General features: G+C 66.1%; 19 protein-coding genes. 11 read left to right on the forward strand and 8 right to left on the reverse strand.

Features of this window, described 5'->3' with window-relative positions; genetic code table 11:
- Positions 1-7 precede the first annotated feature (7 nt).
- The 8 genes from ubiB to serA all read right to left on the reverse strand — a co-directional run bounded on the left by ubiB (position 8) and on the right by serA (position 10,181).
- A complete protein-coding gene (ubiB, locus tag ABIC94_RS07395) occupies positions 8-1,573 on the reverse strand; it encodes a ubiquinone biosynthesis regulatory protein kinase UbiB (protein WP_354372380.1) in 1,566 nt (521 codons plus the stop codon).
- The gene (locus tag ABIC94_RS07400) at positions 1,570-2,139 is read right to left on the reverse strand and encodes a ubiquinone biosynthesis accessory factor UbiJ (protein WP_354372381.1); all 570 of its coding nucleotides are present in this window, start codon (positions 2,137-2,139) and stop codon (positions 1,570-1,572) included. The genes ubiB and ABIC94_RS07400 overlap by 4 nt, the downstream gene beginning before the upstream one ends.
- A gap of 48 nt (positions 2,140-2,187) precedes the next feature.
- Complete coding sequence (locus tag ABIC94_RS07405; RefSeq protein ID WP_354372382.1) at positions 2,188-3,210, reverse strand: Tim44 domain-containing protein; 1,023 nt, start codon at positions 3,208-3,210, stop codon at positions 2,188-2,190.
- Between the two features lie 35 nt (positions 3,211-3,245).
- A complete protein-coding gene (gene ubiE / locus ABIC94_RS07410) occupies positions 3,246-3,977 on the reverse strand; it encodes a bifunctional demethylmenaquinone methyltransferase/2-methoxy-6-polyprenyl-1,4-benzoquinol methylase UbiE (protein WP_354372383.1) in 732 nt (243 codons plus the stop codon).
- A gap of 154 nt (positions 3,978-4,131) precedes the next feature.
- Positions 4,132-4,545, reverse strand: a complete 414-nt coding sequence (locus ABIC94_RS07415; protein WP_354372384.1) for a DUF971 domain-containing protein — start codon at positions 4,543-4,545, stop codon at positions 4,132-4,134.
- A complete protein-coding gene (locus ABIC94_RS07420; protein ID WP_354372385.1) occupies positions 4,545-4,985 on the reverse strand; it encodes an HIT family protein in 441 nt (146 codons plus the stop codon). The genes ABIC94_RS07415 and ABIC94_RS07420 overlap by 1 nt, the downstream gene beginning before the upstream one ends.
- Positions 4,982-8,860, reverse strand: a complete 3,879-nt coding sequence (locus ABIC94_RS07425) for an FAD/FMN-binding oxidoreductase (protein WP_354372386.1) — start codon at positions 8,858-8,860, stop codon at positions 4,982-4,984. The genes ABIC94_RS07420 and ABIC94_RS07425 overlap by 4 nt, the downstream gene beginning before the upstream one ends.
- A gap of 88 nt (positions 8,861-8,948) precedes the next feature.
- A complete protein-coding gene (serA, locus tag ABIC94_RS07430) occupies positions 8,949-10,181 on the reverse strand; it encodes a phosphoglycerate dehydrogenase (protein WP_354372387.1) in 1,233 nt (410 codons plus the stop codon).
- Between the two features lie 225 nt (positions 10,182-10,406).
- Here serA and ugpB point away from each other — a divergent pair, with 225 nt between their 5' ends.
- The 11 genes from ugpB to ABIC94_RS07485 all read left to right on the forward strand — a co-directional run bounded on the left by ugpB (position 10,407) and on the right by ABIC94_RS07485 (position 25,181).
- Entirely contained in the window at positions 10,407-11,720 is a 1,314-nt protein-coding gene (ugpB, locus tag ABIC94_RS07435) for a sn-glycerol-3-phosphate ABC transporter substrate-binding protein UgpB (RefSeq protein ID WP_354372388.1), read from the forward strand.
- Positions 11,721-11,819: 99 nt separating this feature from the next.
- A complete protein-coding gene (gene ugpA / locus ABIC94_RS07440) occupies positions 11,820-12,701 on the forward strand; it encodes a sn-glycerol-3-phosphate ABC transporter permease UgpA (protein WP_354372389.1) in 882 nt (293 codons plus the stop codon).
- 39 nt (positions 12,702-12,740) lie between these two features.
- Complete coding sequence (gene ugpE / locus ABIC94_RS07445; protein ID WP_354372390.1) at positions 12,741-13,592, forward strand: sn-glycerol-3-phosphate ABC transporter permease UgpE; 852 nt, start codon at positions 12,741-12,743, stop codon at positions 13,590-13,592.
- Between the two features lie 2 nt (positions 13,593-13,594).
- Positions 13,595-14,602, forward strand: coding sequence for a sn-glycerol-3-phosphate import ATP-binding protein UgpC (locus ABIC94_RS07450; RefSeq protein ID WP_354372391.1), 1,008 nt, complete (start codon positions 13,595-13,597; stop codon positions 14,600-14,602).
- 3 nt (positions 14,603-14,605) lie between these two features.
- Entirely contained in the window at positions 14,606-15,352 is a 747-nt protein-coding gene (gene ugpQ, locus ABIC94_RS07455; RefSeq protein ID WP_354372392.1) for a glycerophosphodiester phosphodiesterase, read from the forward strand.
- An 88-nt stretch (positions 15,353-15,440) separates the two neighbouring features.
- Positions 15,441-17,846 (forward strand): DUF3772 domain-containing protein, encoded by a 2,406-nt coding sequence (locus ABIC94_RS07460; protein ID WP_436317949.1) that lies wholly within the window; start codon positions 15,441-15,443, stop codon positions 17,844-17,846.
- A 137-nt stretch (positions 17,847-17,983) separates the two neighbouring features.
- A complete protein-coding gene (gene flhB / locus ABIC94_RS07465; protein WP_354372394.1) occupies positions 17,984-19,126 on the forward strand; it encodes a flagellar biosynthesis protein FlhB in 1,143 nt (380 codons plus the stop codon).
- Positions 19,123-21,210 carry a flagellar biosynthesis protein FlhA gene (gene flhA / locus ABIC94_RS07470; RefSeq protein WP_354372395.1) on the forward strand — a complete coding sequence of 696 codons (2,088 nt, stop codon included), beginning with the start codon at positions 19,123-19,125 and terminating at the stop codon, positions 21,208-21,210. The genes flhB and flhA overlap by 4 nt, the downstream gene beginning before the upstream one ends.
- Positions 21,207-23,597 (forward strand): flagellar biosynthesis protein FlhF, encoded by a 2,391-nt coding sequence (gene flhF / locus ABIC94_RS07475; protein WP_354372396.1) that lies wholly within the window; start codon positions 21,207-21,209, stop codon positions 23,595-23,597. Before flhA ends, flhF begins: the two co-directional genes overlap by 4 nt.
- Positions 23,594-24,475 carry a MinD/ParA family ATP-binding protein gene (locus tag ABIC94_RS07480; protein ID WP_354372397.1) on the forward strand — a complete coding sequence of 294 codons (882 nt, stop codon included), beginning with the start codon at positions 23,594-23,596 and terminating at the stop codon, positions 24,473-24,475. The genes flhF and ABIC94_RS07480 overlap by 4 nt, the downstream gene beginning before the upstream one ends.
- Positions 24,450-25,181, forward strand: a complete 732-nt coding sequence (locus ABIC94_RS07485) for an RNA polymerase sigma factor FliA (protein ID WP_354372398.1) — start codon at positions 24,450-24,452, stop codon at positions 25,179-25,181. The genes ABIC94_RS07480 and ABIC94_RS07485 overlap by 26 nt, the downstream gene beginning before the upstream one ends.
- Positions 25,182-25,223: the final 42 nt, after the last annotated feature.

Raw genomic sequence — 25,223 nt, forward strand, 5'->3', positions numbered from 1 at the left:
CTCTCCTCTAGAACAACTTCACGCGCACCAGCACTTGCATGGCGAGCAATCCCAATACAAATCCTATGCCACCGTAGATGATGGTCTGGAGCAACCGGTTGGTGCGCTTTTGCGCGGCCAGCAGTTCGAGCAGCTCGCGGCGATTGTCGGGTGGCCGATTTTCAAGGAAATCGTGCAGCAGGCGCGGCAATTGCGGCAGCAATTTTGCGTAGCGCGGCGCCTCGGCCTTGAGCTGCTGGAACAGCTTTTTCGGGCCGATCTGGTCGACCATCCACTTCTCGAGAAAGGGCTTGGCGGTGTGCCAGAGGTCGAGCTCGGGGTCGAGCTGGCGGCCCAGGCCCTCGATGTTGAGCAGGGTTTTCTGCAGCAGCACCAGTTGCGGCTGGATTTCGACGTGAAAGCGGCGCGAGGTCTGGAACAGCCGCATCAGCACCATGCCGAGCGAAATTTCCTTCAGCGGCCGGTCGAAGTACGGCTCGCAGACGGTGCGGATCGCGCCCTCCAGCTCATCGATGCGCGTGCCTTCGGGCACCCAGCCGCTTTCCAGGTGAAGCTCGGCCACGCGCTTGTAGTCGCGGCGGAAGAAGGCCACGAAGTTCTGCGCCAGGTATTCCTTGTCCGACTCGGTGAGCGTGCCAATGATCCCGAAGTCGAGAGAAATGTAGCGCCCGAAAGTCTCCGGCGCGAGGCTCACCTGGATGTTGCCCGGGTGCATGTCGGCGTGAAAGAAGCCGTCGCGGAACACCTGCGTGAAGAAGATCGTGACGCCGTCACGCGCCAGCTTGGGAATGTCGACACCGGCCGCGCGCAAGCGGTCGAGCTGGGCAATGGGCACGCCGTTCATGCGCTCCATCACGATCACCTCGGGGTGGCAGAAGTCCCAGAACATCTCCGGGATCAGCACCAGGTCGAGTTCGACCATGTTGCGGCGCAGCTGGGCCGCGTTGGCGGCTTCCCGTACCAGGTCGAGCTCGTCATGCAGGTATTTGTCGAATTCGCCGACCACCTCGCGCGGCTTCAGGCGCTTGCCGTCAGGCGAGAGCTTTTCGACCCAGCCGGCCATCATGGCCATCAGCGCCAGGTCTTTCTCGATCACGCCGCGCATGCTGGGCCGCAGCACCTTGACGGCAACGTCGCGGATCTCGCCCTGATTGGTGCGGATGGTCGCGAAGTGCACCTGCGCAATGGATGCGCTGGCAATAGGTGTTTCGTCGAACTGCACGAACACGTCGCCGACCGGCCGGCGGAACGCGCGCTCGATGGTCGCAATGGCCACCGACGAGGGGAATGGCGGCACGCGGTCCTGCAGAAAGGCGAGTTCGTCGGCAATGTCGGGCGGCAGCAGGTCGCGCCGTGTCGACAGCACCTGGCCGAACTTCACGAAGATGGGGCCCAGGCGCTCGAGCGCCTCGCGCAGGCGCTGGCCACGGGGCGCATCGAGGTTGCGGCCGATGGAAACGACGCGCGCCACCACGCGCAGCCAGGGTTTCTGGAAGCTTGTGAGCACGAGCTCGTCCAGGCCGTAGCGCAGTGCGACCCAGACGATGAAGAAGCCGCGGTAGAAGCGCCTCATTCGGCCGTGCTCGCCGGGCCGGCCGCCGAACCGCCGGCTTGCGGGGGCTTGCCGCCGACAAACTGGCGCAGCGCGCCCGCAACCTTGCGAGCGCCGTTGGCAATGGTGTGCGCCGGCACGTCGCCTATGAGGCGCGCGAGGTCGTCCTCGACATCCCAGCGCACATGGTCGACCAGCCAGTTGACCTCGGCCGCGAGCTGCACGTCGCCGATGATCTGCACCGAGGGCTTGTCGCCGCGCAGCGTGGCGCGGGCCAGGTCGAAGGGGGATTCGTCCGTGACGGTGAGCGTGAGCTCGGGCACGGATCCGGCGGGTGCCAGGTCGAGGAGGCCGGCGGGCGTGGCCACCAGCTCCATCGTCACGAAGCGCCACTGGAAGCGCACCACGCGGCCCTGCTGCCGCAGCAGCCGCTGCTGGGCCTCGGGTTCCTGCTGCAGCACATGGTTCAGAAACAGCACCGCGCGATGCTGGATCTCGTGCACCGCCCAGGCGGGCGGCTGCAGACGCTCGCCGATGCGATTGAACAGGTCGTCGAGAAAAGAAAATGGGGACGATGGTGTGGCCATGTCCCCATTATCGGTTCTGCAGGCGGCCTGTTGGCCGCCGGAATGCGCTTACTGCAGCGCTTGCACGCCCGCCACGAGCCAGCCGCTGTTGCCGCTGACAGGCTTGGTCATGTTCCAGACCTCGCGGAACGGACCCGGGCCGGCCGAGGCGTCTTCGCGGATCATGCCGGAGAACTCCACGCTCGCCATGTAGGCATCGGCCAGTTCCTCGATGCCGAGCAGCTTGGCGTCGAGCATCACGACTTCGGTCTTGTTGGAGGCGCCACCGGTGTGGCTGGCGCGGTCGGCCAGCTGCGTGCGGATCTCGTCGACCATGCTGTCGGTCATCATCGAGCGCAGCGTGGTGACGTCGGCGCGGTCCCAGGCGTCCTGCAGCGTCACGAAGTTGCGCTTGGCGGCGCCAAGGAAGCCGTCCACGTCGAAACCGACCGGGATGCCCCACGACTGCGAGCCGGACAGCGCCGAGCCGATCATGCTGCCGCCGGCCGCGGCACCTGCCGCGGAGAGGCTGCTGCCGTGACGCTCGTCGGCCTGTGCGGGCGTGCCGTCAAAAGCGGTCGCGTTGCGTTCCCAGGGCCGAGCCGAAGCGTCGTTGCCGACGTTGGCGGGGCTGTACTGCGCAGGCGCACTGGCGTTCGCCGGATTGCCCGCTCCCTGGAAGGCGAAGCCGCCGTGACGGTTGGCACCCGAGGCCGCCGAACGCGCCTTGAAGATGCGCCAGACAAACAACCCGGCCATCACGAGCAGCCCGATCAGCAGGATGTTGGCAAAGCCGGCGCCCAGGCCCAGCGAACTCGCGAGCCAAGCCAGGCCCAGGCCGGCGGCGAGACCGCCGAGCATGGCACCCCATGGACGCTTCGGCGCCGCAGCGGCAGGCGACGGCGTTGCGGGCCGCGGCGCCGCATTGGTCGCGTTTTGCTGCGCGGGCGAGCCGGGCGATGTGGCTTCACGCTGCGTCACGTTGGACGATTGGCGGCCGACCGATTTGCCGCCGCCGATGCGAGCCGCATCGGCTTGCACGCTGACCAGGGCCAGCACGCAAGCCAGGAACAAAGAACTCAAACTTTTCATGTCGTCTCCTCTTTAGAGCGAAAGAATTCGCGTCATCAACATTTGATTCCAACATGAAGGGCGACCACGCCACCCGTCATGTTGTGATAGTCCACATGCCCGAAACCGCCCTCTTTCATGAGGGTCTTGAGCTCGTCCTGCGCGGGATGCATCCGGATGGATTCGGCCAGGTAGCGGTAGCTCGCGTCGTCGCCCGCCACCAGCTTGCCCAGCTTGGGCAGAACGTTGAACGAATACCAGTCGTAGGCTTTTGCCAGCGGCTTGGCAACTTTCGAGAATTCGAGCACCAGGAGCTTGCCGCGCGGCTTGAGCACGCGGTTCATTTCCTTCAGGGCAACGTCCTTGTGCGTCATGTTGCGCAGGCCGAAAGCCACGGTCACGACGTCGAAATGGTCGCTCGGAAACGGCAGTTTTTCTGCATCGCATACCAGCGTGGGCAGCGCGACGCCGGCATCGAGCAGGCGGTCGCGGCCGGTGCGCAGCATGGCTTCATTGATATCGGTGTGCACCACCTGGCCGCTGGCGCCGACCTTCTTGGCGAAAGCCATTGCGAGGTCGCCGGTGCCACCCGCGATGTCGAGCACGCGCGAGCCTTCACCCACGTTGGCCACCATCACGGTGTAGGCCTTCCAGGCGCGGTGCAACCCCATCGACATCAGGTCGTTCATGAGGTCGTAACGCGTGGCGACGGAGTCGAAGACGCCGCGGACTCGTTGCGCTTTCTCGCTTTCGTCGACTTTTTCGAAGCCGAAGTGGGTGGTGCTCATGCGCCTGATATTAGGCCGGAAGCACACACCTCAAGATGGCGACCCTGCGAAGACGGCGGGCATTTGTTGCTTTTTCTTCAAATAGCGAGACGCCGCAGAGCGCGCTGCGCCTGTACAGAGGGCTATCTTTTCGGTAGCGGAGGCTGCTTGAGGCTCAGTGACTGCTGCAGGCGGAGCCGCCCTTGTCGATCATCGGTGCGTCGCGGTCGACACCGGCCGCCGCGAGCCGGCGTTCGTATTCGGCCCAGAGTTCGGCCTCTTTGGCACCGAGCTCGTACAGCAGGTTCCACGAAAAGATGCCGGTGTCGTGCCCGTCGCTGAAGACCGGCTGCACGGCGTAGTTGCCCACCGGTTTCAGGTCGACCAGCTCGACCTCGCGCTTGCCGGTCTGCAGGATTTCCTGGCCCGGGCCGTGGCCCTGCACTTCGGCGGACGGCGAATAGATGCGCATCAGCTCGAACGGAATACGGAATGTGGCGCCATCCGAGAAACCGACCTCGAGCATGCGCGACTGGCCATGCACGGTGATCGATTGCGGCGTCGGTGCGCCGGCTTGCAAACCTGCCATCAGAAGCTCCTTGTGCCCAATCGGGCCATCATCGCACTCTCGAGTGCAGGCAGGCGCACGGCCACGGCGGCTTCCTGGGCCGCATTCGTTTCGCGCTGCACCGGCGCCCAGACGGAACCCGGAAAGTGGGTGTCGTCGGCGAACCGCGCAATCACATGCCAATGCAGGTGCGGCACCATGTTGCCGAGCGCCGCGAGGTTGATCTTGACCGGTGCCAGATGCTCGCGCAGGCACTGCTCGACGACCGTCACCGCCTCCATGCACAGCACGCGGTCGGCGGCACTGAGGTCGGAAAATTCCGCCGCATGCTCGCGCCAGATCACGCGGTAGAAGGCCGGAAAACCGACCTCTTCGGCATGGATGACGCGAAGCTTCGCGCCTTCGAAAACGACGCGGCCGCCAGTGCCTTCGCAGAACGGACAGCCTTGTTGCTTTGTCATACCAGCACCCGCTCGATCCCGCCGTGGTTGGCGGCGGCCACGTATTCGGGCATCCAGTCCTTGCCGAGAATCTTGTTGGCCATCTCGACCACGATGTAGTCGGCTTCGAGCAAGCCGTTGTTCAGGTCGTTGCCGTAGCGCGAGAGGCCTTGCAGGCAGCTCGGGCAGCTGGTCAAGATCTTGACGTTGTCTTTTTCGCCGACCTGGCCGTTCGCGCGCAATGCGGCTTCGCCCTTCTTCAGCTCTTCTTCCTTGCGGAAGCGGATCTGCGTGGAGATGTCGGGCCGCGACACGCCCAGCGTGCCCGACTCGCCGCAGCAGCGGTCGTTCTTGAGCACGTTGTCGCCGACCAGCGCCTTCACGGTCTTCATCGGGTCCTGCAGCTTCATCGGGCTGTGGCAGGGGTCGTGGTACAGGTAGCCGCCACCGCCTGCATCGGCGAGCGTGATGCCCTTTTCGAGCAGATATTCGTGGATGTCGATGATGCGGCAGCCCGGGAATATCTTGTCGAACTGGTAGCCCTGCAGTTGGTCGTAGCAGGTGCCGCAGCTCACCACCACCGTCTTGATGTCCAGGTAATTGAGCGTGTTGGCCACACGGTGGAAGAGCACGCGGTTGTCCGTGATCATCTTCTCGGCCTTGTCGAACTGGCCGCTGCCGCGCTGCGGATAGCCGCAGCACAGGTAGCCCGGCGGCAGCACGGTCTGCACGCCCGCATGCCAGAGCATGGCCTGCGTAGCGAGCCCGACCTGCGAGAACAACCGCTCCGAGCCGCAACCCGGAAAGTAGAAGACCGCCTCGGTTTCCGACGTGGTCGCCTTGGGGTCACGGATGATCGGCACGTAGTCGGCGTCCTCGATGTCGAGCAGCGCGCGCGCCGTCTTCTTCGGCAGGTTGCCCGGCATCTTCTTGTTGATGAAGTGGATCACCTGCTCCTTCACCGGCGCCGGGCCCAGCGTGGCGGGCGGTGCGGCCGTCTGCTTGCGGGCCAGCCCGCGCAGCAGGTCGTTGGCCAAGCGCTGGGCCTTGAAGCCGATGCCCACCATGCCGGCGCGCACCGCCTTGATGGTCTGCGGGTTCGTCGCGTTCAGAAAGAACATCGCGGCCGCGTTGCCGGGGCGAAAGCTCTTCTGCCCCATCTTGCGCAGCAGGTTGCGCATGTTCATGGACACGTCGCCGAAGTCGATCTTCACGGGGCACGGCGTGAGGCACTTGTGGCACACCGTGCAGTGGTCGGCCACGTCCTCGAACTCTTCCCAGTGCTTGATGCTGATGCCGCGGCGGGTCTGCTCCTCGTACAGGAAAGCTTCGACCAGCAGCGAGGTCGCCAGGATCTTGTTGCGCGGGCTGTACAGCAGGTTGGCGCGCGGCACGTGCGTGGCACACACCGGCTTGCACTTGCCGCAGCGCAGGCAGTCTTTCACGCTGTCGGCAATGGCGCCGATGTCGCTCTGCTGCATGATCAGCGACTCGTGCCCCATGAGGCCGAAGCTCGGCGTGTAAGCGTTGGTCAGGTCGGCATGCAGCTCGACGTTTTCGCCGGCAGGCGGGCGCAGCAGCTTGCCCTTGTTGAAGCGGCCTTCGGGGTCGACGCGCTGCTTGTAGTCCATGAAGGGCTTCAGCTCTTCGTCGCTCAGGAATTCGAGCTTGGTGATGCCGATGCCGTGCTCGCCCGAAATCACGCCGTCGAGGCTGCGCGCCAGCGCCATGATGCGCACCACCGCGGCATGCGCGGTCTGCAGCATGTCGTAGTTGTCGCTGTTGACGGGAATGTTGGTGTGCACATTGCCGTCACCCGCGTGCATGTGCAGTGCCACCCACACGCGGCCCTTGAGCACCTGCTTGTGGATGGCGGTGCACTCGGCCAGGATCGGCGCGAACTCGGCGCCCGAAAAGATTTCCTGCAGCGGCTGGCGCAGCTGGGTCTTCCAGCTGGCGCGCAGGGTGTGGTCCTGCAGCTGCGGGAACAGCGTGTCGACATCGCGCAGCCATTCGGCCCAGAGCGCACGCACGCCCTGCACCATTGCCACGGCTTGCGCCACGCGGTCTTCGAGCAGCTCGGCCGCCGGAATCTCGTGCGCGTCGTCGGTCTTGCCGAGCGGCAGGTTGCCGCGCAGCAGAAAGGCTTCGAGCGCGTCGGTGAGCGCGAGCTTGTTCTGCAGCGAGAGCTCGATGTTGATGCGCTCGATGCCGTCGCTGTACTCGGCCATGCGCGGCAGCGGAATCACCACGTCTTCGTTGATCTTGAAGGCGTTGGTGTGCTTGCTGATGGCCGCCGTGCGCTTGCGGTCGAGCCAGAATTTCTTGCGCGCCTCGGGGCTGATGGCAATGAAGCCTTCGCCGCTGCGCGAATTGGCGATGCGCACCACTTCCGAGGTGACCCGCGCCACCGCATCGGCGTCGTCGCCCGCGATGTCGCCGAACAGCACCATCTTCGGCAGGCCGCCGTGCTTTTTCGACTTGGTGGCGTAGCCCACGGCCTTCAGGTAGCGGTCGTCCAGGTGTTCGAGGCCGGCCAGCAGCACGCCGGAGCGCTTCTGCTCGGCGAACATGAAGTCCTTGATCTCGACGATGCTCGGCACTGCGTCCTTCGCGTTGCCGAAGAATTCAAGGCACACGGTGCGGGTGTGCGCCGGCATGCGGTGCACCACCCAGCGGCAGCTGGTAATGAGGCCGTCGCAGCCCTCTTTCTGGATGCCGGGCAGGCCCGAGAGAAACTTGTCGGTCACGTCCTTGCCGAGGCCTTCCTTGCGGAAAGTGCGGCCGGGAATGTCGAGGCGCTCGGTGCGCAGCTTGGTCTTGCCGTCGGCGGCGTAGTACTGCAGCTCGAACACGGCGCTCTCGGCGTCGTGGATCTTGCCCAGGTTGTGGCCAATGCGCGTGACTTCGAGCCATTCGGCCTGCGGCGTGACCATGCGCCACGACGCCAGGTTGTCGAGCGCCGTACCCCAGAGCACGGCCTTCTTGCCGCCGGCGTTCATCGCCACGTTGCCGCCGACGCACGAGGCTTCGGCGGAGGTGGGGTCGACCGCGAACACATAGCCCGCACGCTCGGCCGCGTCGGCCACGCGCTGGGTGACCACGCCCGCTTCGGTCCAGACGGTGGCCACGGGCGCTTCGAGGCCGGGGAGCGAGACCATCTCGACCTCGGTCATGGCCTCGAGCTTCTCGGTGTTGATGACCACGCTCTTCCATGTGAGCGGAATGGCGCCGCCGGTGTAGCCGGTGCCGCCGCCGCGCGGAATGATGGTCAGGCCCAGCTCGATGCAGCCCTTGACCAGCAGGGCCATCTCGGCCTCGGTGTCGGGGCACAGCACCACGAACGGATATTCGACGCGCCAGTCGGTCGCGTCGGTCACGTGCGACGCGCGCGAGAGGCCGTCGAACTTGATGTTGTCCTTGGCCGTGAGGCGGCCCAGCACGCGCGTGGCCTTGCGGCGCAGGGAGGCCACGTCGCGAAAAGCGGTGTCGAAGGCGGCAACGGCCTGGCCGACGAGCCCCGTGAGTTCGCCCACGAGCTGGTCACGCGGCAGGTCGCTGTCGGGCGTACGGCGTTTCTGGACCTCGGCGAGGCGGTGCTTGAGCGCGTCGACCAGCTGGCCGCGGCGGCGCGGGTTGTCGAGCAGGTCGTCGACGAGGTAGGGGTTGCGCTGAACCACCCAGATGTCGCCGAGCACCTCGTAGAGCATGCGCGCCGACCGGCCGGTGCGGCGCTCGGCGCGCAGGGTCTGGAGCAGTTCCCAGCCGCGCTCGCCCAACAGGCGGATCACGATCTCTCGATCGGAAAAGCTGGTGTAGTTATAGGGGATCTCGCGCAGTCGTACAGGCTCTGCGGCCTGCGACAACAGCGTGGTCAACGCGGTCGGAGCATTCATCGGGGGTGGCACCTCGGCCGGGCGCTGCGCGCCCATAGCCGGGGGTGTGGATTTTAGGCCACCGCCCGCGGGTTTGCCCGGAGGGGCCTCAGAACAGCACGCGGCTGCGGATGGTTCCGTTCACCTTGGCCAGCTTTTCCAGGGCCAGGTCGGAATACGCGGCGTCGATGTCCGTCACCACATAGCCGATCTTCTCGTTGGTCTGCAGGAACTGCGAGGAGATGTTGATGTTGTTGTCCGAGAAGATCTTGTTGATTTCCGACAGCACGCCCGGCACGTTGCGGTGGATGTGCAGCAACCGGTGCTTGCCGGGGTGCGCCGGCAGCGCCACCTCGGGAAAATTGACCGACGAGGTCGAGGTACCGTTGTCGCTGTACTTCACCAGCTTTTCCGCCACTTCGAGGCCGATGTTGGCCTGCGCCTCCATCGTGGAGCCGCCGATGTGGGGGGTCAGAATGACGTTGTCGAGGCCCCGCAAAGGCGACAGGAACTCGTCCTTGTTGGTGCGCGGCTCCACCGGGAACACGTCGATTGCGGCGCCCAGCAGCTTTTTCTGCTTCAAGGCTTCGGCCAGCGGCTCGATCTCCACCACCGTACCGCGCGAAGCGTTGATCAGGATGGCGCCCGGCTTCATGGCGGCGATTTCGGCCGCGCCGATCATCCATTGCGTGGCCTGCGTCTCGGGCACGTGCAGGGTCACGATGTCGCTCTGGCCGAGCAGCTGGTGCAGCTCGCGCACCTGGTGCGCATTGCCCAGGGGCAGCTTGGTCACCACGTCGTAGAAGGCCACCTTCATGCCCAGCGCCTCGGCCAGCACCGACAGCTGGGCGCCGATGGAGCCGTAGCCCACGATGCCGAGCGTCTTGCCCCGGATCTCGAATGCGTTCTCGGCCGACTTGAGCCAGCCGCCGCGGTGCGCCACCGCGCTCTTTTCGGGCACGCCGCGCAGCAGCAGGATGGCTTCGGCCAGCACCAGCTCGGCCACCGACCGGGTGTTGGAATAGGGCGCGTTGAACACCGCCACGCCATGTTCGCGCGCAGCCTCCAGGTCGACCTGGTTGGTGCCGATGCAGAAGCACCCCGCCGCCACCAGCTTCTGGGCGGCCGCGAAGACCTCGGCCGTCAATTGCGTGCGCGAGCGGATGCCCAGGAAGTGAACGTCGGCGATCTTGGCCTTGAGCTCCGCGTCGGGAAGCGCGCCCGGCAGCGACTCGATGTTGGTGTAGCCCGCGGCGCGCAGGACCTCCACGGCCGAAGGGTGGATGCCCTCGAGCAAAAGGAACTTGATCCTGCTTTTTTCGAGGGAGGTTTTGCTGCTCATGACGTACTCGCGGAAGCCCCGGCCGCGGCAACAGGCTAGGCCGAAAAAGGGGAAGGCGATGCTAGCATGCTGCAGCGCAACACGAAGGCTCGCGCCCTGCCGGAAGCCTTGTGCCAAAGGGGTTTTCCCGATTGGAAGATGACAACAGTCCGTGCGCCAATGTGACGCGGTTGTGTCATTCACATGCCCTAGCATCCGCGCTTTCATTTCCCATCAGGAGTCTTCATGCGATTCAAGACGCTCGCGCTGTCATCGGCGTTGGCCGCCACCACGCTGTTCAACCTGGCTCACGCCCAGACCGAGATCCAGTGGTGGCATTCCATGACCGCCGTCAACAACGAGTGGGTCAACGACCTGGCCAAGCAGTTCAACGAGAGCCAGAAGGACTACAAGATCGTGCCGACCTACAAGGGCACGTATGACGAATCGATGACGGCCTCCATTGCGGCCTTCCGGGCCGGCAATGCCCCGCACATCCTGCAGGTGTTCGAAGTGGGCACCGCCACCATGATGGCCAGCAAGGGTGCCATCGTGCCGGTCGGCCAGGTCATGAAGGACGCGGGTGAGAAGTTCGATCCGGCGGCCTACATTCCCGCCGTCGCCGGCTACTACACCGCGCCCAACGGCCAGATGCTGAGCTTCCCCCTGAACAGCTCGACGACGGTGTTCTACATCAACAAGGACGCCTTCAAGGCCGCGGGCATCGACACCACCAAGCTGCCCGCCACCTGGCCCGAGGTGACAGCCGCCGCGGCCAAGCTGAAGGCGAGCGGCCACAAGTGCCCGTTCACCACGGCCTGGCAAGGCTGGACCCAGCTGGAAAGCTTCTCCGCCTGGCACAACGTCGAATTCGCGACCAAGAGCAACGGTCTTGCCGGCCTCGACGCGCGCATGAAGATCAATTCGCCGCTGCACGTGCGCCACATCGAGAACCTGGCCAACATGGCCAAGCAGGGCCTGTTCATCTACAAGGGTCGCGGCAACGTGCCCGAAGCCTCCTTCGTGTCGGGCGAGTGCGCCATGATCAACACGTCGTCCGGCTTCTACGGCAATGTCGCCAAGAATGCCAAGTTCGCCTACGCGGTCTCTCCCCTGCCCTACTACCCGGATGTGCCGGGCGCACCGCAGAACACCGTGATCGGCGGCGCGAGCCTCTGGGTCATGTCGGGCAAGAAGCCGGCCGAGTACAAGGGCGTGGCCAAGTTCTTCACGTTCATCTCGACGCCTGAAGTGCAGTCGGCCAGCCACAAGCGCACGGGCTACCTGCCCGTGACCACGGCCTCCTACAAGCTCACCGAAGACTCTGGCTTCTACAAGCAGAACCCCGGCACCGACGTGGCCGTGACGCAAATGGTGCGCAAGGTCACCGACAAGAGCCGCGGCATCCGCCTGGGCAACTACGTGCAGATCCGCGCCATCGAGGACGAAGAGCTCGAACAGGTCTGGAGCGGCAAGAAAACCGCCAAGGAAGCCCTCGACTCCATCGTGACCCGCGGCAACGAGCAGCTGGAACGCTTCCAGAAAGCTAACAAAAGCTAACGATTGAGGCCCGGACCCTCGTGTCCGGCTAATATCGCCCGCCCCCCGTCCGCTCGTGCGCAAGAGCGGGCCGGGCGGGATTTTTTATGCAGAGGGTTCATGGAAAAACGCGTTTTCTTTCGCTCGGGCTGGTTGCCCTGGCTGCTGCTGACACCGCAAATGGCGGTGATCCTCGTGTTTTTCTTCTGGCCGGCGGCCCAGGCACTGCTGCAGTCGCTGCAGCAGCAGGACGCCTTCGGCACATCGGTGGAGTTCGTCGGGTTCGACAACTTCCGCCAGATATTCAGCGATCCGAGCTATGTGGAGTCGTTCAAGACCACCGCGCTGTTCTCGGTGCTGGTGGCCGGCATCGGCATCACGCTGTCGCTGGCGCTCGCGGTGTTTGCCGACCGCATCACGCGGGGCGGCACCTTCTACAAGACCATGCTGATCCTGCCCTATGCGGTGGCGCCCGCCGTGGCGGCCGTGCTCTGGGTCTTCATGTTCTCGCCCTCGCTGGGCGTGGTGGCCTATGCGCTCGGCAAGATCGGCATCGACTGGAACCACCTGCTCGACTCCGGCCACGCCATGACACTGATCGTGATGGCCTCGGTGTGGAAGCAGATTTCCTACAACTTCCTGTTCTTCCTGGCCGGCCTGCAGTCGATTCCCAAGTCGCTCATCGAGGCCGCGGCCATCGACGGCGCGCGCCCGTGGCGCCGGTTCTGGACCGTGCAGTTTCCGCTCCTGTCGCCCACCACCTTCTTCCTGCTGGTGATCAACGTGGTCTACGCCTTTTTCGACACCTTCGCGATCGTCGATGCGGCCACCCAGGGCGGCCCGGGCAAGGACACGGCGATCCTGGTCTACAAGGTCTACTACGACGGCTTCAAGGCCATGGACCTCGGCGGCTCGGCGGCGCAGTCGGTGGTGCTGATGGTGATCGTGGTGGCGCTCACCGTCATCCAGTTCCGCTACGTGGAAAAGAAGGTTCAATACTGATGAAGCAGAAAAAAATCAAGAATTCCGCGGAGGCGTTCCATGGTTGAGAAACGCGGCACCCAAGGCATCCTGGCCCATGTGGTGATGATCCTCGGCGTCTTCGTGGTCGCCTTCCCGCTCTACCTGGCGTTCGTGGCGTCCACGCACACGGCACAGGAAATCGTGCAGGCGCCGATGCCGCTTTTGCCCGGCACCAACATGCTGGACAGCTACAAGGGCGCGCTCTTCGGGCGCGAAACCAGCACCGGTTCCAACGCCCCCGTGGCCCACATGATGTGGGTGAGCCTGGTGTCGGCGCTGGTGATCTCCATCGGCAAGATCTCCATCTCGCTGCTCTCGGCCTTTGCCATCGTCTACTTCCGGTTCCCGTTCAAGAAGATCTGCTTCTGGGCCATTTTCGTGACGCTGATGCTGCCGGTGGAGGTGCGCATCCTGCCCACCTACAAGGTGCTGTCGGACCTGAACATGCTGAACACCTACGCGGGCCTCACGGTGCCGCTGATAGCGTCGGCCACGGCCACCTTCCTGTTCCGCCAGTTCTTCCTCACGGTGCCCGACGAGCTCACCGAAGCCTCGCGCATGGACGGCGCAAGCCCCATGCGCTTCTTCTTCGACGTGCTGCTGCCGTTGTCGAAGACCTCGATTGCGGCGCTGTTCGTCATCCAGTTCATCTACGGCTGGAACCAGTACCTCTGGCCGCTGCTCGCAACCACCGGCGAAGACATGTACCCCGTGGTGGTCGGCATCAAGCGAATGATTGCCGGCGGCGACAGCCAGAACGAATGGAACGTCGTGATGGCCACCGCCATCCTCGCCATGCTGCCGCCCGCGCTGGTGGTGGTGCTGATGCAAAAGTGGTTCGTCAAGGGCCTTGTGGATACCGAGAAATAAAAATGGCAGCTCTTTCCCTACGCAACGTTATCAAGCGCTACGGCCACGGGCCGAAAGCCAACCAGGTCATCCACGGCGTGAGCGCCGAGATTGCCGACCATGAATTCATCGTGATCGTCGGGCCTTCGGGCTGCGGCAAGTCCACCCTGCTGCGCATGGTGGCCGGCCTGGAGGAAATCTCGGCCGGCGAAATCTCCATCGGCGGGCGCGTGGTGAACCAGCTCGAACCCTCCGAGCGCGACATCGCCATGGTGTTCCAGAACTACGCGCTCTATCCGCACATGAGCGTGTTCAAGAACATGGCCTACGGGCTGAAGATCGCCAAGGTGCCGGAGCCCGAGATCAAGACACGGGTGGACAAGGCCGCCAAGATCCTCGAGCTGGGCCATCTGCTCGAACGCAAGCCGCGCGAGCTCTCGGGCGGCCAGCGCCAGCGCGTGGCCATGGGCCGCGCCATCGTGCGTCAGCCGCAGGTGTTCCTGTTCGACGAACCGCTGTCGAACCTCGACGCCAAGCTGCGCGCGCAGACCCGCATCGAGATCCAGAAGCTGCACCGCGAACTCGGCATTACCTCGCTGTTCGTCACGCACGACCAGGTCGAGGCCATGACGCTGGCGCAGCGCATCATCGTGATGAACGGCGGCGTGATGGACCAGTTCGCAACGCCCGAAGAGGTCTACAACCGGCCCGCCACCACCTTCGTGGCCAGCTTCATCGGCTCGCCCCCGATGAACCTGCTGCAGCATGCACCGGGCGTGCGGCCGGGCCAGATCCTCGGCATCCGCCCCGAGCACATGAAGCTCGACGAAAGCGGCTGGTCCGTGCAGGTCGAGTCGGTCGAGCTGCTCGGCGCCGAGCGGCTGGTGTATGGCCGCATCGGCGAGGAGCAGATCATCATGCGCACCGACGAGAGCGATCATCCGCCGGTCGCAGGCGACACGGTCAAGATCGCAGCGCGCGAAGACAAGCTGCACTGGTTCGATGCCGGCTCCGGCAAGCGAGCAGACTGACCGATGCCGGCGCTGAAACCCTGGCCTTATCCACGCTGGGTCGCGCACCGCGGCGCCGGCAAGCTGGCGCCCGAGAACACGCTGGCCGCATTCCGGTTCGGCGCCTCGCACGGCTACCGCATGTTCGAGTGCGACGCCAAGCTCAGCGCCGACGGCGTGGCCTTTCTAATGCACGACGCCACGCTCGACCGCACCACGAACGGCCATGGCATCGGCGGCGAACAGCCGTGGAGCGCGCTTTCGCAGCTCGATGCGGGCGGCTGGCATTCGCGCGCCTTTGCGGGCGAGCCGCTCGCCACGCTCGAGAACCTGGCCCGCTTCTGCCTGGCCAACGACCATCTGCTCAACATCGAGATCAAGCCCACGCCCGGTACCGAGCGCGAGACTGGCGAAGCGGTGGCGCGGCAGGCTGCCCGGTTGTGGCGGGGCGCGGCCATTCCGCCGCTGCTCACCTCCTTCCAGGTCGAGTCGCTCAAGGGGGCCCGGGCGGTCGAGCCCGAATTGCCGCGGGGGCTTCTGCTCGATAAGCTCTGGAGCGGCTGGTTGGCCGCCGCAACCGACCTGGGCTGCGCCGCCATCGTCTGCAACCACGCGCTCTGGGACGCCCCCACGGTGGCGCAAGCGCACGATGCCGGCATGCGCGCGCTGAGCTACACCGTTAATGACGAATGGGCCGCACAGCGGCTGATCGACCTGGGCACCGACGGCATCATTACCGACCGGGTCGACCTGTTCAGCCCGGCCGGCTGACGGGTCCTGCTGCGGTGGCCGCGACGCCGCAGCGGCCTGACACACAACCTGTCACGAGCCGCGCCGCGGGCCGGAAATGGCGCCTTCTATGATGGCAGCCATGAGTTTCATCCCACGCCTGATGGCCTTTTGCCTGGCTGCCTTGCTGTTGTGCGGTGCTGCAGTGGCGCAGCCGGACAACATCAGCGGCAGCAACAGCACCACCACGGCGCCCGCGCCCGAACCCACCGTGGCCGAACTGCGCGAGCAGCTCACCAAGATCACCGCGTCCGCCGATTCCGATGAGGACGTGCGCAAGCTCCTGGCGCAGATCAACGAAATCGGCACCCAGGCCGACAAGTTCGTCGCCGCGCGCGCCGGCGAGCTGGCCGACCTGAACGCCCGGCTCGGCGAGCTCGGCAATCCGCCGGCCGCGGGCGCCACCGAAGACCCTGACATCACGCGCCAGCGCGCCCGCCTGACCAAGGAGCGCAACGCGCTGGATGCGGACATCAGGCTGGCTCGCCTGCTGTCCATCGACGTACGGCAGCGCGGGGCCGAGCTGGTCACCCAGCGCCGGGCGCTTTTCGAGGCGCAGATCACCGAACGCGCGCCCTCGCCGCTCGGCGGCGAGTTCTGGCGCGATCTGCAGGAGGCATGGCCGAGCGACCTCGAGCGGCTGAAGGCCATGGCCTCCGTTCTGCGCGACGGGCTCACGCAGGCCATGCAGCAGGGGTCTCGAATGGCAGTGCTCTGGGCACTCATCCTGGCGGTGTTGCTCGCGATGCTCGGAACCTGGGTGGCCGAGCATCTGCTGGCGCGGATCGCCGCGCGACTGCTGCCGGCGGGCCGGCTTCGGCGTTCGCTGCTGGTCATTGCCATCGTGGCGAGCCATGTGGTGCTGGTTGCCGTGGCGGCGCACGGATTCGTCTGGGTGCTCGAGGAATACGCCACCTGGGAGCCGCAGGCGCGCAAGGCAATGCGCTCGATGGCGCAGGCGCTGGTGTTCATGGCCTTCGTGATCGGGCTAGGCCGTGCATTGCTGGCCACCGGCCGCCCGAGCTGGCGGCTGCCGCCGATTCCCGATGCCATGGCCACGCGCCTTGCCGCACTGCCGTGGCTGGTCGCGCTGGTGGCCGCGCTGGCCTGGACGCCGGCCGAGATCAACCAGCTGGTCAACGCCAGCTTCGCGGCCGTGGTGGCCACCCACGTGCTCACGGCGCTGGTGCTCACGGCGCTGGTCGGCGCGGTGCTTTACCGCCTGAAGCCGCTGCGCGCCGATACGCCGGATGCCGACCTGCCCGAGCAGCCGATGTGGGTGGGGCTGCTGATGGCGTGCATCGGCATGCTCATCGTGGCGATCTGGGTGCTGGTGGCGATGGGTTATGTGGCGCTTGCGAGCTTTCTGGCCTCGCAGCTCACCTGGAGTGGCATCGTCGCGGCCGCCTTCTATGTGCTGTTCAAGTTTGCCGACGACGTTTTCATGGCCGGCGTGTCGTCGCGCAGCACCTTCGGCCAGCGCCTGCAGAAAAGCTTCGGCCTCGCGCCGCAGACGCTCGACCAGGCGGCCACGGTGCTCTCCGGCCTGAGCCGCGTGGCGCTTTTCTTCTACATGCTGATCGCGCTCGCAGCCCCGCTGGGGACCGGACCCGGCGAAGTGTTCCAGCGCAGCGGCAAATTCGGCACCGGTGTGAAGGTGGGTGAGTTCCAGCTGGTGCCGGGCGCCATTCTGAGCGCCATTGCCGTGGCTGTGGTGGGCTTCATCGTGCTGCGGGTCTTCAAGCGCTGGCTCGCGCGCAGCTACCTGCCCAGCACGCAGTTCGAGCCGGGCATGCAAAGCTCGATAACCACGCTGCTCGGCTACGTGGGCGGCATCTTGGTGGTCGCGTTCTCGCTTTCGGCGCTGGGCATCGGCGTCGAGCGCATCGCATGGGTGGCCAGCGCACTCTCGGTGGGCATCGGCTTCGGCCTGCAGGCCATCGTGCAGAACTTCATCTCAGGCCTCATCCTCCTGGCCGAGCAGCCGGTGAAGGTGGGCGACTGGGTGGTGCTGGGCACCACCGAGGGCGATGTGCGGCGCATCAACGTGCGGGCCACGGAAATCCAGCTCGGAGACCGCTCGACGGTGATCGTGCCCAACTCCGAGTTCATCACCAAGATCGTCCGCAACATGACGCTGGCCAATGCGGAAGGCCGGGTGCTCATTCGCCTGCCGATGCCGCTGACCACCGACGCCCATCGCGTGCGCGATCTCATCCTGGAGGCCTGCCGCGCGCACGAGGGCGTACTGGAAACCCCCGCGCCTTCGCTCACGCTCGAAGGCATCGAGGGCGGCCTGCTCATTTTCCAGGCCATTGCCTATGTGCCCAGCCCGCGCCTGGCGGGCGGCGTGCGCAGCGACCTGCTGTTCACCATTCTGGAGCGCCTGAACGCGGAGCAGCTGCAGCTGGTGCCCTTTGCGGCCGTGCCGCCGCCGGTTGCCGCCGCGGACGGCGCCACGCCGACGCTCGCCTAGCTCCCTGCCGAGTGGGGCCGATCCCCCAAGCAGGGGGCAAATGCCCGTGCTGATCAATCAATTGTCCGGAGGCCTGAAAACGAACAATTGGCAGCCATGAGCAGGCGTTCTTTCGCCAACGCTCGCCCGGAGCATGAATGGCTGAAGAAAGCGACCTCGAAAAAACCGAACCTGCCTCACCGCAGCGCCTTGAAAAGGCGCGCGAGGAAGGGGACGTTGCCCGATCGCGGGAGCTTGTCACCTTCGTGATGCTGGGCACGGCCGTCGCCGGGCTGTGGCTCACTGCGGACTCGCTCGGCGGCACCTTGCGCGGCGCCCTGGCCCAGGGCATGCGCTTCGACCGGGCCACGGCTTTCGACCCTTCCTACATGATGGCCCGCGCCGGGCTCATGGCGTACGAGGCGCTGCTCGCGCTCGCGCCGCTGTTCGGCATGATGGTGGTCGCTGCGGTGGTCGCCCCCCTGATGCTCGGCGGCTGGCTGTTTTCGGCCAAGGCGCTCGGCCCCAAGTTCAGCAAGCTCGACCCGATTGCCGGCGTCGGCCGCATGTTCTCGGCACAGGCCCTGTCGGAGCTGATCAAGGCGCTGGCCAAGTCGCTGCTGATCGGCGGCGTGGCGTGGCTGGTGATCATGGACAACATGGACGAGGTCACCACGCTCATGGCGCAGTCGGAGCGCGCCGCGCTGCCGCAGATGATCGCCCTGGTGGCGCGCAACTGCGCCCTGATTGCCTCCGCGCTGCTGCTGGTGGTGCTCATCGACGTGCCCTACCAGCTGTGGAGCTACCACCGCAAGCTGCGCATGTCTCGCGAAGACCTGCGCCAGGAGCACAAGGAAAGCGAAGGCGACCCGCACATCAAGGCGCAGATCCGCCGCCAGCAGCAGCAGATGGCGCGCCGGCGAATGATGGCCGAGGTGCCGAAGGCCGACATCGTGGTGACCAACCCCACCCACTTCGCGGTGGCGCTCAAGTATGTCGACAACGACATGCGCGCGCCGCGCGTGGTGGCCAAGGGAAGCGACCTGGTGGCCGCACGCATCCGCGAGCTTGCGCGGGAAAACAACGTTGCGATCCTCGAAGCGCCGCCGCTCACGCGCGCGCTGTTCAAACACACCCGGCTCGGCGACGAAATCCCGGCCGGCCTCTACACCGCGGTGGCCGAGGTACTGGCCTGGGTCTACCAGCTCAAGCGCTGGAAGAGCGAAGGCGGCGAAGCGCCGCGCACGCCCGTCGACCTGCCGATTCCCGAATCGCTCGAATACTCGTTGAACGCCGCATGAACGCCACCCTGACGCGCCTGCAAGCGCAATTTTTCTCCGGCACCCAGTGGAAGGGGCTCGCCGGCCCGGTGCTGATCGTGCTCATCCTGAGCATGATGGTGCTGCCGCTGCCGCCCTTCCTGCTCGACCTGCTGTTCACCTTCAACATCGCGGTGTCGGTGATGGTGCTGCTGGTGAGCATGTACACCATGAAGGCACTGGACTTCGCGGCCTTCCCCGCCGTGCTGCTGTTCTCCACGCTGCTGCGCCTGTCGCTCAACGTGGCCTCCACGCGCGTGGTGCTGATGCACGGCCACACGGGTCCGGACGCGGCAGGCAAGGTGATCGAGGCCTTCGGCCACTTCCTGGTCGGCGGCAACTTCGCGGTCGGCGTGATGGTGTTCATCATCCTGGTGCTGATCAACTTCATGGTGATCACCAAGGGCGCGGGCCGCATTGCCGAGGTTGGCGCGCGCTTCATGCTCGACGCGATGCCGGGCAAGCAGATGGCGATCGACGCCGACCTGAACGCCGGCCTGATCGGCGAAGACGTGGCACGCAAGCGCCGCCAGGAAGTCGCGCAGGAAGCCGACTTCTACGGCTCCATGGACGGTGCCAGCAAGTTCGTGCGCGGGGACGCGGTGGCTGGCCTCCTGATCATGGTGATCAACATCATCGGCGGCTTGGTGGTGGGCATGGTGCAGCACGGGCTGGACTTCAGCACCGCCGGCAAGACCTACACGCTGCTGGCCATCGGCGACGGCCTGGTGGCGCAGATTCCGGCGCTGGTGATTTCCACCGCCGCCGGTGTCATCGTGTCGCGCGTGACCACCGACGAAGACGTGGGCCGCCAGCTGACGGGCCAGCTGTTCTCCAACCCGCAGGTGCTTTTTCTCACGGCCGGTCTCATCGGCCTGATGGGCATGATTCCGGGCATGCCGAACCTGGCGTTCCTGCTGATCGCGGGTGGCCTGGTGTGGCTGGGTCGGCGCATCCTCAAGCGCGCACCGCAGGCCGCGGCAGAGCAAGCCGCCGCCGCGCAGGCCGCAGCCGCACCGGCGGTGGAAGCGCCCGAGGCCACGTGGGACGACGTGGCGCTGGTCGATCCGCTCGGCATGGAGGTCGGCTACCGGCTGATCCCGCTGGTGGACCAGACGCAGAACGGCGAACTGCTGGGCCGCATCAAGAGCATCCGCAAGAAGACCGCCCAGGAAATCGGGTTCCTCGCGCCGGTGGTGCACATCCGCGACAACCTCGAGATTGCGCCCAACACCTACGTGATCAGCCTGAAGGGCGTCGAAATCGGCCGCGGCGAAGCCTTCCCCAATCAGTGGATGGCCATCAACCCCGGCCAGGTGACCGGCACCCTGCCCGGCACGCCCACGCAAGACCCGGCCTTCCATTTGCCCGCGGTGTGGATCGACGCCAGCCTTCGCCAGGAGGCGCAGGTGCTCGGCTACACGGTGGTCGACGCCTGCACGGTGATGGCCACGCACCTGAACCATCTCATCCAGACCCACGCCGCCGAGCTGCTGGGCCGCCAGGAAGTGCAGCAGCTGCTCGACCAGATCGGCAAGACCGCGCCCAAGCTCACCGAAGACCTGGTGCCGAAGGTCATTTCGCTGAGCACGCTGCACAAGGTGCTGCAGAACCTGCTCGACGAAGAGGTGCCGATCCGCGACATGCGCACCATTCTCGACGTGATGGCCGAGCATGCGCCGACCGTGAAGGACGCCGCCGAGCTCACCTCGCTCACGCGCCTGGCGCTTGGCCGCGCGATCACGCAGCAGCTGTTCCCGGGCGATTCCGAACTGCAGGTCATCGGCCTGGACGGCGCGCTCGACAGCGTGCTGCAGCAGGCGCTTGCCAACAACAACGGCATCGAGCCCGGCCTCGCCAACAGCCTGATGCAGCAGACCCGCGCCGCGATTGCCCGCCAGGAGCAGATGGGCCTTGCGCCGGTGCTGGTCGTCCAGCATTCGCTGCGGGTTCTGCTCTCGCGCTTTTTGCGCCGCAGCTTCCGCCAGCTCAAGGTTCTCTCGCATGCGGAGATACCTGACACCCGCAACATCAAGATCACCGCCACCATTGGAGGAAGAGTTTGAACACCCAGACAGACGTGCGGACCAGCGCACGCAAGTTCGTCGCCCCGACCAGCCGGGAAGCCCTGCGCCTGGCGCGCGAAGCACTCGGCGCCGAAGCGATGGTGCTGACCAACCGCGTGGTTGCCGAAGGCGTGGAAATCGTCGCCATGGCGCCGGACGACGTGGAAGAAGTGCGTGCCAGCGCACCCGCGGCGCAAGCCACCGTGCAACCCACGCCGGCTCCCGCCCCTGCAGCTCCTGTTGCAGCTCCTGCAGCCGCCCCCGCGTCCGCCTTCATGCTCACCCCGACGCCCGCCCCTGCACCCGCGGCTGCCCCCGTTGCAGTCGAGAGCGTGCTCGGAGAGCTGCACTCAATGCGCTGCATGATCGAAGAGCAGCTCGCCGGCGTGGTCTGGAACGACAAGCAGCGGCGCGACCCGATGCGCGGCCGCCTGTTGCGCACGCTGCTCGGCGCCGGCTTCAGCGCACGCCTCTCCAAGGCCATGCTGGAGCACCTGCCCACGGGCCAGAGCTATGCGCAGGGCATGGCCTTCGTGCGCTCCGAACTGATCCGTACTCTTCCGGTGCATGAAGACGAAGATGCGCTGCTGGCGCAAGGCGGCGTGTATGCGCTGATGGGCCCCACCGGCGTGGGCAAGACCACGACCACGGCCAAGCTCGCCGCGCGTTGCGTGATGCGCTTCGGCGCCGACAAGCTGGCGCTGGTCACCACCGACAGCTACCGCATCGGTGCCTACGAGCAACTGCGCATCTACGGCCAGATCCTCAATGTGCCGGTGTACGCCGTGAAGGATGCCGCCGACCTGCACCTGGTGCTGCAAGACCTGCGCGACAAGCACATGGTGCTGATCGACACGGTCGGCATGAGCCAGCGCGACCGCGCCGTCTCCGACCAGATCGCGATGTTCTGCAACAGCCAGCGCCCCGTCAAAAGGCTGCTGCTGCTCAACGCCGCCAGCCATGGCGACACACTCAACGAAGTGGTGCACGCCTACCGGCACGGCGGCGGCAACGAGCTCGCGGGCTGCATCTTCACCAAGGTCGACGAAGCCACTCATCCCGGTGCGCTGATCGACACCGTGATCCGCCACCGCCTGCCGGTGCACTACGTGTCCAGCGGACAGAAGGTGCCCGAGAACCTGATGCGCGCCGACCGCGCCCAGCTGGTGGACAGCGTGTTCCAGGCCAACAGCCGCAGCGCGCTCTTCGTTCCCGGCGAAAGCGACATGCAAGATGGGTCTGCCGCAAACGCCGATGCGTCCGCCGCGCAGGCCGAGGCCGAGCGGCAGCGGCTGCGCTACCGTCAGCTGATTCGCGCCATGGCGCACGACGCACAGGAAGTGGCCTCTGCCGCAGCCGCGCTCGCAAACGCTCCGCTCGGCTTCGAGCAATCGCGCGCGCTCTGGCGCCAGGCCGCCGATGAAAACGTCGGCCACAAGGCGGTGCTGGAGGCGCTCATGACGCACGCCACGAGCGAGATCGCGACGGGCTGCGACACGCACCTGCTCGCGCTGTCGAGCCAGGTCGGCCTCAAGTCGGACGAAGGCGGCGATGCGTACCAATGCCATGGCAGCCTGCTGCTGTCCGACCGCACCGGCATGCCCCTTGCCGCGCCCAACCAGTGGCTTTCCACCGGCACGGCCCGCAACCCCACCGATCCCACGCGCAGGCCCGGTGTGCGGCAGGTGCAATGGCTGCGCCAGCAGGACTTCGACAAGACCGTGGTGCACATGCTGTCCCGGCTGCCCGCGGCCGAACTCATGCTGCAGTGGAAAGTGCAGCGCCAGCAATGGATGGCACGCGCGCCCGGCTCCACCGCGGTCATCGACCCGCGCACCGGCGAATACGCCACGCTCACCGGCCTGGACTTCTCCTTCGGCGAAGAGCGCCCCGTGACCTTCAAGGGCCGCGCCGCGCTGCAATCGGAAGCCCAGGCCAACATCACGCTGCGCACCGACGGCGGCCTGCCCGGTCTTCGCTGCGTCGTGACGAGGGTGACCGATCCGCGCAGCCGCAAGGTCGTGGCGCAGAGCTATGCGTTGTGCAACGTCGGCAATGAAGTTTCCGCGCAGCAGCTTGCGCAATGGCAAGCCTGGGCCATCGAAGCCGAGCCCTGCTTCCGCCTGCTGCGCCAGGGCCTCTCGGTCATCGGCGGGCTCGGCGAAGCGGGCGATCCGCACATGATGAAGCGCCTGCTCATTGCAGGCCAGGTCACCACCACGGTGTGGCGGCTGCTGCAGGCCGACGGCGACTGGGCCGGCCGTGCGCGCGCGCTGCTGGGCCAGCTGACCGGCCGGCCTGTGCGGCCCGGCCGGCCGATCTCGGGCAACGTGCTCTATGCAGGCATGGGCAAGCTGTTCTTCCTGCTGGAGGCATTGGACACGTGAGCAAGCTGGTGCCGGATCAAGCCGACGGATTGCGGCGACTTCTCGCGCAATCGTCCGCGCGGGTCATTGCCATTGCGGCCATGGAGCGCCGGCAGGGCGCCACCACGGCGGCGATGAACCTGGGAGCAGCGCTCGCCCACATGGGCAAGGACGTGCTGCTGATGGACGAGCACAAGGCCGGCGCGAATTCGGTTTGCGCCGCATGGTCCGTCGACCCACTCGGAACGCTGGCCGACGTCGCTTCCAAGCGGCTGACCTGCGAAGGCGCGGCCGCGCAGACCGAGTGCGGCGTGAATGTGCTGCCCGCGCTGCCGGGCGGCCAGCCCGACTACACCGATCCGCGTCTCTTCTGGGACGGCGGTGTGGTGCTGATCGATGCGTCGCTCGACAGCGCCGGCCATCTGTCGCCGCTGGCGCGGATGGCGGACGAACTCGTGGTGGTGCTCCAGCCCAACCCGACGTCCATCACGGCCACCTATTCGGGCATCAAGCGGCTGCACTACGCGCACGCGCTGCGCCAGCTCCGCCTTCTGGTCAACGGCGTTGCCGATCCCGAAGCGGCCCGGCGACTCATGGCCAACCTGATCGACACAGGCAGCCGCTATCTGGCGGTTTCGATGCAGCCCGCCGGCTGGGTGCGGGCCGACCCGCACCTGCAGGATGCGAGGCGCCTCCGCCGGACTGTGGTGGAGGCGTTCCCGGCCAGCCCGGCGGCGGTGGACTTCCGCGTCATCGGCGCCGGCGTTGCGCAATGGCCATGGCGCCCGGCCGCCCGCCCGAAGGACGCCGAGCCGACACCCTGGCGGCCCGACGCCTTGGCGCCGCAACAAGGACAAGAGGAAAGGCAAAGCCGTGTACACAGCTCAGGGCACCATTGAGAAGTCTCACCTGCTGAAGCAGCACCAGCCGATGGTGCGCCGCATGGCGCTCCAGATGCTGGCCAAGCTGCCCGCCAGCGTCGAGCTCGACGACCTGATCCAGGCCGGCATGATCGGCCTGCTGGACGCCTCCACCCGCTACCAGGACAACCGCGGCGCGCAGTTCGAAACCTTTGCGAGCCAGCGCATCCGCGGGGCCATGCTCGACGAACTGCGTGCCAGCGATTGGGGCTCGCGCAGCCTGCGCCAGTCGGCCCGCAAGGTCGAGCAGGCGATCCAGGCGCTCGAGCACCGGCTGGGCCGGCCCGCCACCGAAGGGGAGATCGCCAAGGAACTGAAGATGGACCTGGACGAGTACCAGTCGTTGCTGCAGGACATCCAGGGTTGCCAGCTGCTGTACGTCGAAGACTTTGCACAAGAAGGCGAATCCGACAACCCCTGGCTCGACCGCCAGGCACAGAACGGCCGCCCGGGCGCCGACGACGACCCGCTGGCGCAACTGCTCGAAGCCGGTTTTCGCCACGAACTCGTCGACGCCATCGCCGCCCTGCCCGAGCGCGACCAGCTGCTGCTCAATTTGTATTATGAAGAAGAACTGAACCTGCGCGAAATCGGCGCGATTCTCGAAGTGACCCAGTCGCGCGTGTGCCAGTTGCACAGCCAGGCGATCAGCCGCCTGCGCGCGAACCTGAAAGATTCGCTCTAGCGCCGCTGGACCCTCTCGTAACGGCAGGGTCTAGGATGCCTT

Source organism: Variovorax paradoxus (genome assembly GCF_040544635.1).
Lineage (GTDB): Bacteria > Pseudomonadota > Gammaproteobacteria > Burkholderiales > Burkholderiaceae_C > Variovorax > Variovorax paradoxus_R.

Bases quoted from the DNA above. Each gene is read 5' to 3' on its own strand.
- flhA (WP_354372395.1), top strand. From the start codon at position 19,123: ATGAACGCCACCCTGACGCGCCTGCAAGCGCAATTTTTCTCCGGCACC.
- ABIC94_RS07400 (WP_354372381.1), bottom strand. From the start codon at position 2,139: ATGGCCACACCATCGTCCCCATTTTCTTTTCTCGACGACCTGTTCAAT.
- ubiE (WP_354372383.1), bottom strand. From the start codon at position 3,977: ATGAGCACCACCCACTTCGGCTTCGAAAAAGTCGACGAAAGCGAGAAA.
- ABIC94_RS07450 (WP_354372391.1), top strand. From the start codon at position 13,595: ATGGCAGCTCTTTCCCTACGCAACGTTATCAAGCGCTACGGCCACGGG.
- ubiB (WP_354372380.1), bottom strand. From the start codon at position 1,573: ATGAGGCGCTTCTACCGCGGCTTCTTCATCGTCTGGGTCGCACTGCGC.
- ugpQ (WP_354372392.1), top strand. From the start codon at position 14,606: ATGCCGGCGCTGAAACCCTGGCCTTATCCACGCTGGGTCGCGCACCGC.
- ugpA (WP_354372389.1), top strand. From the start codon at position 11,820: ATGGAAAAACGCGTTTTCTTTCGCTCGGGCTGGTTGCCCTGGCTGCTG.
- ABIC94_RS07460 (WP_436317949.1), top strand. From the start codon at position 15,441: ATGATGGCAGCCATGAGTTTCATCCCACGCCTGATGGCCTTTTGCCTG.
- ABIC94_RS07420 (WP_354372385.1), bottom strand. From the start codon at position 4,985: ATGACAAAGCAACAAGGCTGTCCGTTCTGCGAAGGCACTGGCGGCCGC.
- ugpE (WP_354372390.1), top strand. From the start codon at position 12,741: ATGGTTGAGAAACGCGGCACCCAAGGCATCCTGGCCCATGTGGTGATG.
- ABIC94_RS07425 (WP_354372386.1), bottom strand. From the start codon at position 8,860: ATGAATGCTCCGACCGCGTTGACCACGCTGTTGTCGCAGGCCGCAGAG.
- ABIC94_RS07405 (WP_354372382.1), bottom strand. From the start codon at position 3,210: ATGAAAAGTTTGAGTTCTTTGTTCCTGGCTTGCGTGCTGGCCCTGGTC.
- serA (WP_354372387.1), bottom strand. From the start codon at position 10,181: ATGAGCAGCAAAACCTCCCTCGAAAAAAGCAGGATCAAGTTCCTTTTG.
- ABIC94_RS07415 (WP_354372384.1), bottom strand. From the start codon at position 4,545: ATGGCAGGTTTGCAAGCCGGCGCACCGACGCCGCAATCGATCACCGTG.
- ugpB (WP_354372388.1), top strand. From the start codon at position 10,407: ATGCGATTCAAGACGCTCGCGCTGTCATCGGCGTTGGCCGCCACCACG.
- flhB (WP_354372394.1), top strand. From the start codon at position 17,984: ATGGCTGAAGAAAGCGACCTCGAAAAAACCGAACCTGCCTCACCGCAG.